The 16,789-nt window shown below is 60.1% G+C and carries 15 protein-coding genes; 3 read left to right on the top strand and 12 right to left on the bottom strand.

Annotated elements, in window-relative coordinates; all coding sequences use genetic code 11:
- Positions 1-2: 2 nt before the first annotated feature.
- From IB250_RS12510 to pcaR, 9 genes are all read right to left on the bottom strand, one after another.
- Positions 3-1,367 carry a 3-carboxy-cis,cis-muconate cycloisomerase gene (locus tag IB250_RS12510; RefSeq protein WP_192344305.1) on the bottom strand — a complete coding sequence of 455 codons (1,365 nt, stop codon included), beginning with the start codon at positions 1,365-1,367 and terminating at the stop codon, positions 3-5.
- A gap of 45 nt (positions 1,368-1,412) precedes the next feature.
- Entirely contained in the window at positions 1,413-2,708 is a 1,296-nt protein-coding gene (locus tag IB250_RS12505; protein ID WP_192344304.1) for an MFS family transporter, read from the bottom strand.
- Positions 2,709-2,895: 187 nt separating this feature from the next.
- On the bottom strand, positions 2,896-3,462 hold the full coding sequence (pcaG, locus tag IB250_RS12500; RefSeq protein WP_192344303.1) for a protocatechuate 3,4-dioxygenase subunit alpha: 567 nt from the start codon (positions 3,460-3,462) through the stop codon (positions 2,896-2,898).
- A gap of 1 nt (position 3,463) precedes the next feature.
- Positions 3,464-4,168: a protocatechuate 3,4-dioxygenase subunit beta gene (gene pcaH, locus IB250_RS12495; RefSeq protein WP_192344302.1), complete on the bottom strand. Its 705-nt coding sequence runs from the start codon at positions 4,166-4,168 to the stop codon at positions 3,464-3,466.
- A 51-nt stretch (positions 4,169-4,219) separates the two neighbouring features.
- Positions 4,220-5,425: a 3-oxoadipyl-CoA thiolase gene (pcaF, locus tag IB250_RS12490; protein ID WP_192344446.1), complete on the bottom strand. Its 1,206-nt coding sequence runs from the start codon at positions 5,423-5,425 to the stop codon at positions 4,220-4,222.
- Complete coding sequence (locus IB250_RS12485) at positions 5,422-6,201, bottom strand: CoA-transferase subunit beta (RefSeq protein ID WP_192344301.1); 780 nt, start codon at positions 6,199-6,201, stop codon at positions 5,422-5,424. Before IB250_RS12485 ends, pcaF begins: the two co-directional genes overlap by 4 nt.
- The gene (locus tag IB250_RS12480) at positions 6,201-7,058 is read right to left on the bottom strand and encodes a CoA transferase subunit A (protein ID WP_007903838.1); all 858 of its coding nucleotides are present in this window, start codon (positions 7,056-7,058) and stop codon (positions 6,201-6,203) included. The genes IB250_RS12485 and IB250_RS12480 overlap by 1 nt, the downstream gene beginning before the upstream one ends.
- 292 nt (positions 7,059-7,350) lie before the next feature.
- Complete coding sequence (locus IB250_RS12475; RefSeq protein ID WP_038979258.1) at positions 7,351-8,697, bottom strand: MFS transporter; 1,347 nt, start codon at positions 8,695-8,697, stop codon at positions 7,351-7,353.
- Between the two features lie 287 nt (positions 8,698-8,984).
- On the bottom strand, positions 8,985-9,827 hold the full coding sequence (pcaR, locus tag IB250_RS12470; RefSeq protein WP_008074568.1) for a pca regulon transcriptional regulator PcaR: 843 nt from the start codon (positions 9,825-9,827) through the stop codon (positions 8,985-8,987).
- Positions 9,828-10,493: 666 nt separating this feature from the next.
- Here pcaR and IB250_RS12465 point away from each other — a divergent pair.
- Together IB250_RS12465 and IB250_RS12460 are read left to right on the top strand one after the other, a co-directional pair.
- The gene (locus IB250_RS12465) at positions 10,494-10,694 is read left to right on the top strand and encodes a hypothetical protein (RefSeq protein WP_007903846.1); all 201 of its coding nucleotides are present in this window, start codon (positions 10,494-10,496) and stop codon (positions 10,692-10,694) included.
- 377 nt (positions 10,695-11,071) lie between these two features.
- Positions 11,072-12,547 (top strand): inorganic phosphate transporter, encoded by a 1,476-nt coding sequence (locus tag IB250_RS12460; protein WP_192344300.1) that lies wholly within the window; start codon positions 11,072-11,074, stop codon positions 12,545-12,547.
- A gap of 272 nt (positions 12,548-12,819) precedes the next feature.
- Here IB250_RS12460 and ccoM read toward each other — a convergent pair whose 3' ends face one another.
- The 3 genes from ccoM to IB250_RS12450 all read right to left on the bottom strand — a co-directional run bounded on the left by ccoM (position 12,820) and on the right by IB250_RS12450 (position 13,688).
- The gene (gene ccoM / locus IB250_RS28920; protein WP_318652654.1) at positions 12,820-12,936 is read right to left on the bottom strand and encodes a cytochrome c oxidase subunit CcoM; all 117 of its coding nucleotides are present in this window, start codon (positions 12,934-12,936) and stop codon (positions 12,820-12,822) included.
- Between the two features lie 144 nt (positions 12,937-13,080).
- Positions 13,081-13,242: a hypothetical protein gene (locus tag IB250_RS12455; protein ID WP_007906621.1), complete on the bottom strand. Its 162-nt coding sequence runs from the start codon at positions 13,240-13,242 to the stop codon at positions 13,081-13,083.
- A 104-nt stretch (positions 13,243-13,346) separates the two neighbouring features.
- On the bottom strand, positions 13,347-13,688 hold the full coding sequence (locus IB250_RS12450; RefSeq protein ID WP_052966937.1) for a hypothetical protein: 342 nt from the start codon (positions 13,686-13,688) through the stop codon (positions 13,347-13,349).
- A 229-nt stretch (positions 13,689-13,917) separates the two neighbouring features.
- On the opposite strand from IB250_RS12450, the gene rapA reads away from it, so the two are divergent.
- Entirely contained in the window at positions 13,918-16,764 is a 2,847-nt protein-coding gene (gene rapA / locus IB250_RS12445; RefSeq protein ID WP_192344299.1) for an RNA polymerase-associated protein RapA, read from the top strand.
- Positions 16,765-16,789 lie beyond the last annotated feature (25 nt).

The following is a 16,789-nucleotide window of genomic DNA, read 5'->3' as shown; positions in this document are numbered from 1 at the left end:
CTTCAAGCTATCAACGCAAAATGTTCAGCCACCGATCGCTCGACCCAGGTATGGGCCTGACCGAGGTAATGGGCGGGGTCCAGCAGACGATCGAGTTCGGCCTCCGACAGCTGGGCAGTCACCTGCGGCTCGTCACCGAGCACCGCGCGCAAATGACGTTGCTCGGCCACTGCGCGCTTGCAGCACTGCTCCAACAGATGGTGCGCAGTGTCGCGACCGACCCGTTGTGCCAGCACGATGCTCACGGCTTCGGCCAGTACCAGGCCTTGGGTCAGGTCGAGGTTGCGTGTCATGCGGTCGGCCTCCACTTCCAGTCCGTCGGCCACCAACAGCGCTTGCTGCAGGCTGCCTGACACCAAACAGCAAATCTCCGGCAGGGTTTCCCATTCGGCATGCCACAGGCCCAGGCTGCGTTCGTGTTCCTGCGGCATCGCGCTGAACAAGGTCGAGAGCAAACCCGGCACCCGCGTCGCCGCACCGATCAGCACCGCCGCGCCCACCGGGTTGCGCTTGTGCGGCATGGTCGAAGAACCGCCCTTGCCCGGCGCCGACGGTTCAAACACTTCGCCGGCCTCGGTCTGCATCAACAGGCTGATGTCGCGACCGAGTTTGCCGAGGCTGCCGGCGATCAGTCCAAGCACCGCGCCGAACTCCACCAGACGATCACGCTGGGTGTGCCAGGGTTGATCCGGCAAGGTCAGTTGCAGTTCTGCGGCCAAGGCTTCGGCAATCGGCATCGCCTGCTCGCCGAGGGCCGCGAGGGTGCCGGAGGCACCACCCAATTGCAGCACCAACAGGCGCGGTTTGAGTTCCCGCAGACGCTGACGGCTGCGCGTCACCGCCCCCAGCCAACCGGCGATTTTCATGCCGAGGGTGACCGGTGTCGCATGCTGCAGCCAAGTGCGTCCGGCCATTGGCGTGGCGACGTAACGCCTGGCCTGGGTCGCGAGGGTTTCCCCCAATTGCGCCAGATCAGCTTCGATCAATTCCAGCGCGCGGCGCAGTTGCAGCACCAGGCCGGTGTCCATTACATCCTGGCTGGTCGCGCCCAGATGCACGTAACGCTCGGCTTCGGCATTGTTCTTTGCGATCTGTTTGCCCAACGCCTTGACCAGCGGAATCGCCGAATTGCCCGCCGTGGCAATCGCCTCACCCAGCGCGGCGAAGTCGTAATGCTCGGCCCGACATGCCGCGTCGATAGATGCGACAGCCGCCTGCGGAATCAGCCCGACCCGCGCCTCGGCCCGGGCCAGTGCCGCTTCGAAATCAAGCATGGCCTGAACCCGGCCCTGATCGCAGAACACCTCACGCATGTCGCGTGCCGTGAAGTAGGCATCGAACAATTGATTGCCCGGTCGCTGATTCATAAACAGTCCTTGCAGGCGAGGGCCGGTCAGGCCCTCGCGTAAAGATCAAAGGTCGTTTTGCAAATACTTCGCCTGTTTTGGCAGACGCAGGCTGAACAGGAACGCGACCGCCATCATCACCGTCACGTACCAGTAGAACGAGTTTTCCATGCCGCCGGCTTTAAGGCTCAGCGCCACATACTCCGCCGAACCGCCGAAGATTGCATTGGCCACCGCATACGCCAGGCCGACGCCCAAGGCGCGTACCTCTGGCGGGAACATCTCGGCTTTCACCAGACCGCTGATCGAGGTGTAGAAACTCACGATTGCCAGCGCCAGGGTAATCAGGACAAAGGCCAGGAACGGACTGCTGACACTTTTCAGGCTCAACAGAATCGGTACGGTGCACAACGTCCCGAGGGCGCCGAACCACAGCATCGAATTGCGCCGGCCGATCTTGTCGGCGAGCATGCCGAAGAACGGTTGCATGCACATATAAAGGAACAGCGCGCCGGTCATGATGTAGCTCGCGGTCTTGGCGTGCATGCCGGCGGTATTCACCAGGTACTTCTGCATGTACGTGGTGAAGGTGTAGAAAATCAGCGAACCGCCGGCGGTGTAACCCAGCACGGTGATGAACGCAGCCTTGTGATCGCGCAACAGTGCACGGATGCTGCCGGCGTCCTTGTTTTCGCGCATTTCCTTGCTGGTGGTTTCCTTGAGCGCACGACGCAGGAACAACGAAATCAATGCCGCAGCCGCACCGACCACGAACGGAATTCGCCAGCCATAGGCACGCAATTCATCCTCGCTGAGAAACTGCTGCAGGACCACCACCAGCGACACCGCCAGCAACTGCCCGCCAATCAGCGTCACATACTGGAATGAGGCAAAGAAACCGCGCTGGCCCTTGAGGGCGACTTCGCTCATGTAGGTCGCGGTGGTGCCGTACTCACCGCCCACCGACAAACCCTGCAGCAAGCGCGCGAACAACAGCATGATCGGCGCCCAGACCCCGATGCTGTTGTAGGTCGGCAGGCAGGCGATGAGCAACGAACCGAAGCACATCATCAGAATCGAGATCAACATCGAATTCTTGCGCCCGTGTTTGTCCGCCACCCGACCGAAGATCCAACCGCCGATAGGCCGCATCAGAAACCCGGCAGCGAATACGCCCGCCGTGTTTACCAGCTGTACCGTGGGGTTGTCGGACGGGAAAAACGCCGGGGCGAAATAGATTGCGCAGAAGGCGTAGACGTAAAAGTCGAACCATTCAACCAGGTTGCCGGACGAGGCGCCGACAATCGCAAAGATCCTTTTGTTGCGTTCTTCACTGGTGTAGAGAGCTGTGAGGGTTGTCATCGTTCTTCACTCTTTTGGGGACCGTGAGAGTCTAGACACACCTTGCAACAATCCCGTTCCACAATTGGCAATGCTATCCCTGTGGGAGCGGGCTTGCTCGCGAAGACGGCGGCACAGCCAACATTGATGTCGCCTGACACACCGCCTTCGCGAGCAAGCCCGCTCCCACAGGTTTTGCGGCGCTCAATCAATAATCAAAAAACACCGTCTCGGCATCCGTTCCCTGCAAAATCACATTCCACTGATAAACACCCGCAGCATCCTTCTTCGCCAGCAAGGTACTACGGCGTTCAGCGGGCACGCACTCCAGCAACGGATCCGCCACGTTGGCCGGTTCGCCATCAAAGTAAATCCGCGTCAGCAAGTGCTTTACCAACCCGCGAGCAAACACCAGTACCACCAAATGCGGCGCCTGGGTCGTGCCCTTCAGGCCTTCCACTGTGCCCGGTTTGATCGTGGTAAATCGAAAGCGCCCTTCTGCATCCACCGGCACCCGGCCAAACCCTTCGAAGTTCGGGTCCAGGGGTTTGTCTTGATCGTCTTCGGGGTGGTCGTACTTGCCGGCGGCGTTGGCCTGCCAGACTTCGAGCATGGCGTCGTTGACGAAGTCGCCATTGCCATCGACAACTTGCCCAGTGATCGCCACGCGCTCGCCGAGGGTTTGTGCAACGGTCAGGTCTTCACGGTTCAGCCAGGTCAGGCCGATGTGGTAATACGGCCCGACGGTGTGGGACGTGGTCGCGTTCAGCGTCATCTTATTTCTCCATCGGCGTGGCATCGCGGCCGCGCAAGACGATGTCCCAGCGATAACCGAGGGCGTAGGAAGGGATGGTTTTTTCCAGGTCGAAACGGGCGATCAGGCGCTCTTTGGCGCTGGTATCGGGCACGCAGTTGTAGATCGGGTCGTAGGCCAGCAACGGGTCGCCCGGGAAATACATCTGGGTCACCAGGCGCGTCAGGATGCTCGGCCCGAACAGTGAGAAATGGATGTGCGCCGGGCGCCAGGCGTTGTGATGGTTACCCCACGGATAGGCGCCAGGCTTGATGGTCTGGAACTGATACCAGCCATCGGCGTCAGTCACGGTGCGGCCGGTGCCGGTGAAGTTCGGGTCCAGCGGCGCGTCGTGCAGGTCGCGCGCATGGTTGTAGCGACCGGCGGCGTTAGCCTGCCAGATCTCCACCAAAATGCCTGGCACCGGCAGACCGTTTTCATCCAGCACACGGCCGTGAATGATGATCCGTTCACCCAGTGGTTCGCCCGAGTGCTGGGCAGTCAGGTCATTGTCCTGCTCCTCGATGCGCTCGGCGCCGATGGTCGGCCCGGTGATTTCCGACAGCGAATGAGGCAAAAACACCAACGGCTTGGAGGGCGAGCGAAGGTTGGTGGATTGATAAGGAGGGTGCAGGTATTCCGGCTGAGTGCCCGCCTGCGGGCGACGGTAACCAGGCTTGTCAGTCATTACGCTTTCCTCAGTTCTTATTAGTCGACGCTTTATTCACAGCCAAGGGCGTCAGACCCGTTCGATCGCCAAGGCCAGACCCTGGCCGACACCGACGCACATGGTCGCCAGACCTTTCTTGCCACCGGTCTTTTCCAGCTGATGCAGCGCGGTCAGTACCAGACGCGCGCCGCTCATGCCCAGCGGATGGCCCAAGGCAATGGCGCCACCGTTCGGGTTGACCTGGGCCGCGTCATCCGCCAGCCCCAGTTCACGCAACACCGCCAAGCCTTGGCTGGCGAAGGCTTCGTTGAGTTCGATCACGTCGAAATCGCTGACGGCCAGGCCCAGGCGCTCGGTCAATTTGCGCACAGCTGGCACCGGGCCGATGCCCATCACCCGAGGTGCAACGCCGGCACTGGACATGCCGAGCACTTTGGCGCGGGCGGTGAGGCCGTGCTTTTTAACTGCTTCGGCCGAGGCCAGGATCAACGCCGCCGCACCGTCATTCACACCAGAGGCATTGCCAGCGGTGACGGTTTTGTCCGGGCCATTGACCGGTTTGAGTTTGGCCAGGGTTTCCAGTGTCGTGTCAGCACGGGGATGCTCATCCTGCGTGACCACGCTTTCACCCTTCTTGTGGGCAATGCGCACTTCGACGATTTCTTCGGCGAAAAATCCTGCTGCCTGCGCGGCGGCCGTGCGTTGCTGACTGCGCAGGGCGAACGCATCCTGATCGGCGCGGGAAATCCGGTAATCGTCGGCCACGTTATCGGCGGTCTGCGGCATCGCATCCACACCGTATTGGGCTTTCATCAACGGGTTGATGAAACGCCAGCCGATGGTGGTGTCTTCCAGTTTCATGTTGCGCGAGAACGCCGCATCGGCCTTGCCCATCACGAACGGTGCGCGAGACATCGACTCGACGCCGCCGGCAATCGCCAGCTCCATCTCGCCGCTGGCGATGGCCCGAAACGCCGTACCGATCGCATCCATGCCCGAAGCGCACAGGCGATTGAGGGTGACCCCGGGAATGGTTTCCGGCAAGCCCGCCAACAACAACGCCATGCGTGCCACGTTACGGTTGTCTTCGCCGGCCTGGTTGGCGCAACCGAGGAACACCTCGTCCACCGCGCTCCAGTCCACCGAGGGGTTGCGCGCCATCAGTGCCTTGATCGGCACGGCGGCCAGATCATCGGCGCGAACCGTCGACAGGCCGCCGCCGAAACGGCCGATGGGGGTGCGAATGGCGTCGCAGATATAAACGTCACGCATCAGGCTTCTCCGGGTGCTTGGTCGTGGGCGGCAGCGGTGCGGGCTTCCAGATCACGCAGCGCCGTCAACTCGACATCGGTGGGCTCGGCGGTGTTTTCCACCTGATCGGCAAAACGAATCGCCCAGCCGGTGGCGGCAATCACTTGCTCGCGAGTCACGCCTGGGTGCAGCGCGGTCACCACGAATTCATGAGTATCCGCTTCGGGTTCCATGATGCACAGGTCGGTAATAATGCCGACAGGACCGGCGCCCGGCAGGCCGAGATGCTTGCGTGAATCACCGCCCTCGCCATGACCGACCGAGGTGATGAAGTCGAGCTTGTCGACAAAGGAGCGCGCTGACTGCTTGAGGATGATCAGTACGCTTTTGGCGGAACCGGCGATCTCCGGCGCGCCACCGGCGCCCGGCAGGCGAACTTTCGGCTGATGGTAGTCGCCCACCACCGTGGTGTTGATGTTGCCGAAACGGTCGACTTGCGCGGCTCCGAGGAAACCGACGTCGATGCGCCCGCCCTGCAACCAGTAGCGAAAAATCTCACCGGTCGGGACGACAGTGTCGGCGGTTTCCGCCAGTTCACCGTCGCCGATCGACAACGGCAGTACGCTGGGCTTGGCACCGATCGGACCCGATTCATAGATCAGGACGACATCTGGCGAAGAAGTCAGACGTGCCAGGTTGGCGGCTTTCGACGGCAGGCCGATGCCGACGAAGCATACCGAACCGTTTTTCAGACGGCGGGCGGCGGCGACGGTCATCATTTCATTGGTGGTGTAAGTCATTACTTGGCCTCCGAAGCAGCGGCCAGCTTGGCCTGGAACTCACTGAAGTCAGCGCAACCGTGGATGTACTCGTTGATCCACGCGGTGAAGGTTTCACGGTCGCGGGCAATCGGGTCCCAGGCTTGATAGAAGCGGTTGTCGCGTTCGGTGTAACCGTGGGCGTAGGACGGATGCGCGCCCCCCGGTACATGGCAGACCGCGCTCAAGGCCCAGGTCGGCAGCACGCAAGCGTTCATCGGTGCGTTGAGGTCGTCGACGATTTCTTCAACAGTGACGATGCAGCGCTTGGCGGCCAACGCCGCTTCTTTCTGCACACCGAGAATGCCCCAGAGCAGTACGTTGCCTTTGCGGTCGGCTTTTTGCGCGTGAATCACGGTGATGTCCGGGCGCACTGACGGCACCGCCGCCAGCACTTCGCCGGTGAACGGGCACGTGACGGTTTTGATCAGCGGGTTGACCTTCGGCAGGTCGGAACCGGCGTAGGCACGCAGAACCGCGAACGGTAAGCCCGAAGCGCCCGCGACGTAGGCATTGGCCAGGTCGGCGTGACTGTGCTCTTCGATTTCCAGCGCATGCGGCCACTGTCTTTCGACCGCGTCACGCAGACGGTGCAGCGAGCCCACACCTGGGTTACCGCCCCAGGAGAAAATCAGCTTGCGAGCACAACCGGCGCCGATCAACTGGTCGTAGATCAAGTCGGGCGTCATCCGCACCAGGGTCAGATCTTTCTTGCCCTGGCGGATGATTTCGTGACCCGCCGCCGTAGGAATCAGGTGAGTAAAGCCTTCGAGCGCGACGGTATCGCCGTCGTTGACGAACTGCTTTACCGCGTCATGCAGCGAAAGGATTTCAGCCATGGGGCAGGCTCCCGTTTTGTTATGAACCGACAGTGGTAGAAAAAGGCGCGAGGTTCGGCGCCGGAATGACTGAAGGTTAAGCCCCTGAAAAACGCTAAACAATCCGATAATCGACTGAGTGTTCGTTTATCGAACAGATTGTTGTCTCACTACCGATCTCCTGCGCCGATCGTTCCCACGCTCCGCGTGGGAATGCAGCCCGGGGACGCTCCGCGTCCCAAAAGCGGACGCAAAGCGTCCGTTGAGGCATTCCCACGCGGAGCGTGGGAACGATCACTGTCGAAACTTGCCCTCAGGTCGCATCCGCATGGCTGACCATGCCCTTGATCACCACCGCCGTGGTCGCCAACGCGGCCGGAATCACCAGCGCCGTCAGCACCTGTTCGAAGTTCCAGCCCAGGCCCAGCAACGTTGCGCCCATCCACGCACCGAGGATCGCGCCGAAGCGGCCAATCCCGAGCATCCACGACACACCGGTTGCCCGCCCTTGAGTCGGGTAAAATCGCGCCGCCAGCGACGGCATCGCCGATTGCGCGCCGTTGACACACATCCCGGCTACCAGCACCAGGGTCGCCAGCAATGTGATGTTGCCCAGGCTCTGCCCTACCGCGTAGGCAAATACCCCGGCGAATAAGTAGAAAATGCCGATGACCTTGTGCGGATTGAACCGGTCCATCGCCCAGCCCACACCCACTGCGCTCAACACCCCACCGAACTGGAACAGCGCACCAATGAACGCCGCCTGTTCCATGCTCGCGCCGCTGTCGCGCATCAGTGTCGGCAACCAACTGGTCAGCAGGTAAACGATCACCAGGCCCATGAAGTACGTCAGCCACAGCAACAACGTGCCGGTGCTGTAAGTGCCGGAGAAGATCACCGCAAACACATTGCGTGCCTTCACGGTTTTCTGTTCCGGCACGCTGAAGCTCGAAGCCTGAGCCACTACCGTCGGGTCGATCGGCGCCAAGGCCTTGCGCACTTTGTCCGTGCCACGATTGCGCACCACCAGGTAGCGCGCCGACTCCGGCAACCAGAACAGCAAGACGACAGCGAGGATCAGCGGCAGAACCCCGCCGATCATCAACAGACTGTGCCAGCCGAAGGCCGGGATCAGTTTGGCCGAGATGAACCCGCCCCCGGCCATGCCAAGGTTGAAGCCGCAGAACATGCTGGTCACCAGCAGGGATTTTTTGCGCTCCGGGGTGTATTCGGACAGCAGCGTGGTGGCGTTCGGCATGCCGGCGCCCAGGCCCAGACCGGTGAGGAATCGCAGTACCAGCAGTTGATCAACATTGGTGCTATAGGCCGACGCCAGGCTGAAAGCGCCGAACACCAACACCGCGCCCACCAGTACGACTTTTCGCCCGAAGCGGTCCGCCAATGGGCCGGAACCCAAGGCGCCGAAGACCATCCCGATCAACGCCGCACTCATCACCGGGCCGAGACTGGCGCGATCGATGCCCCAGTCCTGGGACAGTGCCGGCGCGATAAAACCCATGGCCGCGGTGTCGAGGCCATCGAGGAAAACAATCAGGAAACATAGAATCACCACCCGCCATTGGTAGCGCGAAATGGGTTGAGTGTTGATGAAGGACTGCACGTCGAGGCAGTTTCCTACAGCAGACTGAGGCTGGTTCATTATTTTTATTCCACGCAAAGAACGCAGTCGAACAGGTGCCAGCCGGGGCTGACGCTATGACAAGAAAGGAGGTCGGGATCAGGCAATCCGGTTTCGGCAGCTAAACCGATGGAAACAGCGACAGTCGGGAAACGTGCGCATGACGATGCCTCTTCTCATTATTATTGGGGCGTGATCCGGCGACTGACTGAAGACCCGAAGTGCCGGATGACGCTGCCGCGACATTAATGATGCAAGGGAAAGAGCGTCAATTCGATAAACGCGACTCTGTGCGTTTATCGAACAGCTTAGGCAAAGAGTTGCGCGCTCAGGTCACGACTGGCACTTAACAGGCCTGGCAAGAAACGTTGCTCCAACTCGTTGCGACTGACCCGGCCGGCGTGGGTGCTGACGTTTAAGGCCGCCACCACTTGGCCGGACGCGTCGTACACCGGCACGGCAATTGAGCGCAGGCCCTGCTCCAATTCCTGATCAACGATGCACCAGCCTTGCTGCCGTACCTCTTGCAGGCATTCGAGCAACGCCTCGGGGGTATGCAACGTGCGACTGGTCTTGGCTTGCAGCTCTGCATGGTCGAGGTATTCGCGCAGTGACGTGTCGTCCAGCGCGGCGAGAAGAATCCTGCCCATGGACGTGCAATAGGCCGGCAATCGCCCGCCCACCGAGAGGTCGACGGAAATCAGCCGCTGGGTGGTCGCCGAGCGTGCAATGTACAAAATGTCATCGCCCTCCAGCGTGGCCATGTTGCAGGCCTCATGCAGTTGCTCGCTCATGCGGTCCAGATACGGCTGGGCAGAAACCGCCAATGGCGTCGACGACAAATAGGCATGGCCCAGGGTCAGTACTTTGGGCAACAGCGAATAGGTGCGTCCGTCGGTGGTGGCGTAGCCGAGCTTGATCAGGGTGTGTAGGCAACGTCGCACAGCGGCGCGGGGAATTTCCGTGCGATGGCTGATCTGCGCAATGGTCAGGTGCCGCTTGCGCTCCTGGAACGCTTGCACCACCGCCAAGCCACGGGCCAGGGAGGTCATGAAATCCGGGTCACCGGTCAGCGCCTGGATTCGCTTGGCGGGCGAGGCAACGATCGGCGGTGCCACTGAAGCGAAGGAATTGCGCATTTGATCGTTCATATCGGTTGTTTCCCACACGGATCAGCGACTATTACAAGCGGCTCCCGGTCTGACACACAAGCCACCGGCCACCAAGATCGGGCGATTATCGAACCATAGGCCGATAATCGCAATCAGCGGTTGCTTATAGTGAGCCCTACTGCTTTCATCCCCCTGCAATATATTTGTTATTTTCGGTCACGTTTTAAAGAAGCATCGGTGTACTAATTCGTTCGGCTTAATGGCGCCAGAAAGTCACCGCTGTAACTGGCATCACGGCACCGTAGTTACCGGTAAAAGTTTGCGAGTAACAAAACAATCACACACCAGGAACTACTTTTAACTCTCAAGAGATAGTGTTCTTCGGATCGACCGCTATAATGCATCTCAGTGGCGACCGGTTTTTTACGTGCCGATTTCGCCAACCGGCAGCGCAATATCCATTGCCGCTGTCCGCAGCAAGCGCCTGACGCTCATTTCATATGCTCCGCCAACGCGCTCGCTGAAACAGGAGACTGATGCTACGTCAGCTGTTTTTCTCTGGTGCCGTGGCCGCCTGCAACAAGGACGAATTGATTGCTCCGAGGGAACGATGCCGTGTCAGGCATTGTCCCTTCAACGAGCGTGGTCAATAAATCGATGCAGCGCGTTTCACCAGAATTAATCTCAACTCAATCAGGTAGCACTGTGACGAAAGACGAACTGCGCGCGGAACTTGAGCGCCAGGAACAACGTTACAAGGAAGTTTACGGCGGGGAAGTCACCACCTACGCCGCTCAGCCCGAACCCGAACGCAAACCCTGGCGCAAACGCGCCACCGTTCAGGACCAGGCCTTCTCCCAGGAATTGCAGAAGATGGAAAAGGAACTCAAAGCCGAAGAGCCATGACTGCCTCGGTTTGAATTCTTTCAAGAGCCTGCATCTACACCTGTTAAAAGCGGGCTGTATCGATGATGCTTTTCGCGCCCGCTACAAGCGGGCGGCGGTCCCCTCATCCATTGGATGAGGTAAATGGCTCCTGTCCGACCTTCTTCTCAGATATTTCATACACGCGTTCAAGCCTCTCGCCCTGCCGGGAGAAACCCTTGTGGCTACGGCCTTTGCAAGTAAATTCAATGACTTGTAAAACCCCGAAAAAACCTGGGGCCTGGGGGATTGCCACAAAATAATTCGTTGAAGAATGTAACCGATGAGCAGCTAGTGCATCGATTACCCATCTTTTCTGGCATAATCGCGCCCCCTTACGACCGGGTCAGAAAACCTTCATGATCGATTTATTCAGCGGACTGGATGCTTGGGTGCTTGTGAGCCTCTTGCTCGCCCTGGCCTTTGTCCTCGCCTTCGAGTTCATCAACGGCTTTCATGACACCGCAAACGCGGTGGCCACTGTTATCTACACCAAAGCCATGCCGCCTCATCTGGCGGTGTTCTTTTCCGGTGTGTTCAACTTCCTCGGCGTGCTGCTGGGCGGTGTGGGCGTGGCGTATGCCATCGTCCATTTGCTGCCGGTAGAACTGCTGATCAATGTGAACACCGGTCACGGACTGGCCATGGTGTTCTCGTTGCTCGCCGCGGCCATCACCTGGAACCTGGGCACCTGGTACTTCGGTATCCCCGCCTCCAGCTCTCATACGCTGATCGGTTCGATCCTCGGTGTCGGCCTGGCCAACGCCCTGATCAACGACATTCCGTTGGCCGATGGCGTGAACTGGCAGAAGGCGATCGATATCGGTGCCTCCCTGGTGTTCTCGCCAATGGCCGGTTTCCTGATCGCAGCCCTGGTGCTGATCAGTCTTAAATGGTGGCGTCCGCTGTCCAAGATGCACAAGACACCAGAACAGCGCCGCAAGATCGACGACAAGAAACACCCGCCATTCTGGAACCGTCTGGTGCTGGTGATTTCGGCGATGGCTGTCAGCTTCGTACACGGCTCGAACGATGGCCAGAAAGGTATTGGCCTGATCATGCTGGTGCTGATCGGCATCGTGCCGGCGCAGTTCGTTCTCGACCTGAACAGCACCACCTACCAGATCGAACGTACTCGCGATGCGACCCTGCACCTGAGCCAGTTCTACAAGCGCAATGCCGATACGCTGGGTGAATACCTGGCCCTGGGCAAGAGCGTACAAGGTGATCTGCCGGAGAAATTCCGTTGCAACCCGCAACAAACCGAACCGACCATCGCCGCCCTGCTGGACACCCTCAAGGGCGTAGCCGACTACCACTCGCTGCCGTCGGAAAGCCGCATCGAAGTGCGTCGTTACCTGCTCTGCCTGGACGACACGGCGAAGAAAGTCAGCAAGTTGCCTGGCCTCGCAGCCCGTGAAAAGGCGGACCTGGACAAGCTGCGCAAAGACCTGACCACCACCACCGAATACGCCCCGTTCTGGGTGATTCTGGCGGTCGCACTGGCCCTCGGCCTGGGTACCATGGTCGGTTGGAAACGCGTGGTCCTGACCATCGGCGAGAAAATCGGCAAGCAAGGCATGACCTATGCCCAAGGCATGTCGGCGCAGATCACCACAGCGTGCATGATCGGCGCGGCGAACATCTTCAGTCTGCCGGTTTCCACCACTCACGTCCTGTCTTCAGGCGTGGCCGGTACCATGGTCGCGAACAAAAGCGGCCTGCAAGGCGGCACCGTCAGAACCATCCTGCTGGCCTGGGTCCTGACCCTGCCAGCCACCGTGGCCCTGTCGGCCGGCCTGTTCTGGCTGGCGTCGAAAGCACTGGGTAGCTGATACGCAGTGGCACAAAAAAGGCGCGTTCCGTGGGGTTCGCGCCTTTTTTATTGCTGCAATCTTCCAAAAAGACACCACAAATCAAATGTGGGAGCGGGCTTGCTCGCGAAAGCGGTGTGTCATTCAACATTGATGTTGGCTGACCTGACGCCTTCGCGAGCAAGCCCGCTCCCACAGTAGCTCTATGTACATCCGACAGATTTTTGCAGGCAAAAAAAAGGGCGACCGAAGTCGCCCAAAATGCCTTGCGTGCTCATTGCTCCAGAAAGACCCTACGTTTTTTTCCGCTTATGCGAATCCTTCCAGATAAAAAATCCAAACCCTGCAAAAAACAGAACCATGAGGCCGACAGTCAGCACTCCGGCGATCACCACGTTGTCAAAAAACATGACTGGCCTCCTGCACTTGCCCTGTTGCGATGGGGCTAAGTTAACCAATTGGGCAGGAGAGAAAATTGACCGGGATCAATGCCGCCCGAGACGGGCGTAAAAGGAAGGGAAATAACTGACCTGCATCAACCGATGCAGGGTGTTTCAACGCTTTTTCGGTTTGTTCTTCGGCTTTTTCTTCGCTTTGCCCAACGGCATCGCCTGCTCGAACGCCTGGCGTACTTCATTCAGGCGCTTTTCATTAAGGTCATGAACCCGCTTGGCGCGTTCGGTGTTGAGGTCGATCAGCTTGTCATCTTGGCTCATGGCGTTCAGTGCATCGCTTGGAAATGAATTCAACTGCCGGTAAAGGCGACAGGATTACGTCAATAATGCGGTCTGGCGCGGGCGCTGACCAGTGATCCGACACTTCAGATCTCGATATCGACCCACAACCCCTGACGTGGCTGATCCTCCATCAACGGCACCACCGGTACGGTGTTGTCGGCATTGAGCTCATTACCGGGAATCGCCAGGTGCTCTTCAGGATCCTCATCGGCCTCACGACGACGGCGCTCGCGCTCCTGTTGCCGACGCTGTTCCTCGCGCAGTTGCAGACCCGCCTCTTCCGGATCGCGTTTTTGCAGGTCGATGGTGCTTTCGTTGGAGCTTTCCTGCACCGGCACCACAGGCGGAATATCCGGGCGCTGGCGAATCGGATCCTGCTGTGAAGTGATTGGTACGGCGCTCAAGGGGAGCATCGGTGGCAGCATATTATTAGTCTCCTGTCAGCAAGCTGTCGGCTGCGGGAATGGCGACTTGAGCCATCGGTCGCAAACTTGTGACCCGCCTGGCACCGTAGGAGCTGGCGCAGCCTGCGATCTTTTGATCTTCATCTCCCGAAAAGTTCGTATCCTCCATCAGCGCGCGCATGTAATCCTTTGGTCCTGAAGGCTCATTCCGTTAAGATAGCCCGCTTTTTCAAGGTGGGAGTCAGGCAGCATGGCGCAGCAGTATCAACCGGGGCAACGCTGGATCAGTGACAGCGAAGCCGAGCTGGGTTTGGGCACCGTTCTGGCACAGGACGGCCGCTTGTTGACCGTGCTCTACCCGGCCACTGGCGAGACTCGCCAGTACGCGCTACGGAATGCGCCCCTCACCCGCGTGCGGTTTTCGCCGGGTGACAGCATCACTCACTTCGAAGGATGGAAGCTGACCGTCCAGGAAGTCGACGACGTCGATGGCCTGCTGGTCTACCACGGCCTCAACGCGCAGAACGAAGTGGTCACCCTGCCGGAAACCCAGCTATCGAACTTCATTCAGTTCCGTCTGGCCAGCGACCGTCTGTTCGCCGGACAGATCGACCCGCTCGCCTGGTTCTCCCTGCGATACAACACCCTGGAACACACCAGCCGCCAATTGCAGTCCTCGCTCTGGGGCCTGGGCGGCGTGCGTGCGCAACCGATCGCGCACCAGTTGCACATTGCCCGTGAAGTCGCCGACCGCATCGCGCCGCGGGTTCTGCTGGCAGACGAAGTGGGCCTGGGCAAGACCATCGAAGCCGGTCTGGTGATCCATCGCCAACTGCTTTCGGGCCGCGCCAGTCGCGTATTGATCCTGGTGCCGGAAAACCTCCAGCACCAGTGGCTGGTGGAGATGCGCCGCCGTTTCAACCTGCAAGTCGCGCTGTTCGACGAAGAACGCTTCATCGAAAGCGATGCCGCCAACCCGTTCGAAGACACCCAGCTCGCACTGGTTGCACTCGAATGGCTGGTAGATGACGAGAAGGCCCAGGACGCGTTGTTCGCGGCCGGCTGGGATTTGCTGGTGGTCGACGAAGCGCACCACCTGGTGTGGCACGAAGATCAGGTCAGCCCTCAGTATTCGCTGGTGGAGCAACTGGCCGAAGTCATTCCCGGCGTCTTGCTGCTGACCGCGACTCCGGAACAACTGGGTCAGGACAGTCACTTCGCGCGTCTGCGCCTGCTCGACCCGAACCGTTTCCATGACCTGCACGCCTTCCGCGCCGAGAGCGAAAACTATCGCCCGGTGGCCGAAGCCGTTCAGGAGCTGCTGGACAAAGGGCGTCTGTCGCCTGAAGCGCACAAGACTATCCACGGTTTCCTCGGCAACGAAGGCGAAGCCCTGCTGACCGCCGTCAATGATGGCGACACCGAAGCCAGCGCCCGTCTGGTCCGCGAACTGCTGGACCGCCATGGCACCGGCCGCGTGCTGTTCCGTAATACCCGCGCCGCCGTGCAGGGTTTCCCGGAGCGCAAACTGCACCCGTACCCGCTGCCATGCCCGGCCGAATACCTCGAACTGCCATTGGGCGATCACGCCGAGCTGTACCCTGAAGTCAGCTTCCAGGCCCAGCCGGACGCCAACGAAGAAGAGCGCTGGTGGAAATTTGACCCGCGTGTCGAGTGGCTGATCGACACCCTGAAAATGCTCAAGCGCACCAAAGTGCTGGTGATCTGCGCCCACGCCGAAACCGCCATGGACCTGGAAGACGCCCTGCGCGTGCGTTCCGGCATTCCGGCCACGGTCTTCCACGAAGGCATGAACATCCTCGAGCGCGACCGCGCCGCCGCCTACTTCGCCGACGAAGAATTTGGTGCGCAGGTGCTGATCTGCTCGGAAATCGGCAGTGAAGGTCGCAACTTCCAGTTCTCGCACCATCTGGTGCTGTTCGATCTGCCGTCGCACCCGGACCTGCTGGAGCAGCGTATCGGTCGCCTCGACCGGATCGGTCAGAAGCACATCATCGAGCTGCACGTGCCGTACCTGGAAACCAGCCCGCAAGAGCGGCTGTACCAGTGGTATCACGAGGCGCTGAACGCGTTCCTCAACACCTGCCCGACCGGCAACGCCTTGCAGCATCAGTTCGGCCCGCGCCTGCTGCCGCTGCTGGAAAACGCCGACGATGGCGAGTGGCAGGCGCTGATCGACGAAGCCCGCACCGAACGTGAGCGTCTGGAAGCCGAACTGCACACCGGTCGCGACCGCTTGCTGGAACTCAACTCCGGCGGCGCCGGCGAAGGTGATGCGCTGGTCGAGGACATCCTCGAACAAGACGATCAGTTCGCCCTGCCGATCTACATGGAAACCCTGTTTGACGCCTTTGGCATCGACAGCGAAGACCATTCGGAAAACGCGCTGATCCTCAAGCCAAGCGAAAAAATGCTCGACGCCAGCTTCCCGCTGGGCGACGACGAAGGCGTGACCATCACCTACGACCGCAACCAGGCGCTGTCTCGCGAAGACATGCAATTCATCACCTGGGAACACCCGATGGTTCAAGGCGGCATGGATCTGGTCCTGTCCGGTTCGATGGGCAACACCGCCGTGGCGCTGATCAAGAACAAGGCGCTGAAGCCGGGCACCGTGTTGCTGGAACTGCTCTACGTCAGCGAAGTGGTTGCCCCGCGTTCGCTGCAGTTGGGCCGTTACCTGCCGCCGGCCGCGCTGCGCTGCCTGCTCGACGCCAACGGCAACGACCTGTCGACCCGGGTGTCGTTCGAAACCCTGAACGACCAACTGGAAAGCGTACCCCGCGCCAGCGCCAACAAGTTCATCCAGGCCCAGCGCGACCAGCTGACACCACGGATCAACGCCGGCGAAGAGAAAATCACCCCGCGTCACGCCGAGCGCGTCGCCGAGGCACAACGTCGTCTGGCGGCGGATACCGACGAAGAACTGGCACGCCTGACCGCGTTGCAAGCGGTCAACCCGACCGTGCGCGACAGCGAACTGGTTGCCCTGCACAAGCAACGTGAGCAAGGCCTGGCCATGCTCGACAAAGCCGCACTGCGACTGGAAGCGATTCGGGTGTTGGTGGCGGGTTAATCTCCTGCTCCACCGCTGAAACAAG

Source organism: Pseudomonas sp. PDM09 (assembly GCF_014852305.1).
Classification (GTDB): Bacteria; Pseudomonadota; Gammaproteobacteria; order Pseudomonadales; family Pseudomonadaceae; genus Aquipseudomonas.
This window is presented reverse-complemented; position numbering and strand designations above follow the sequence as displayed.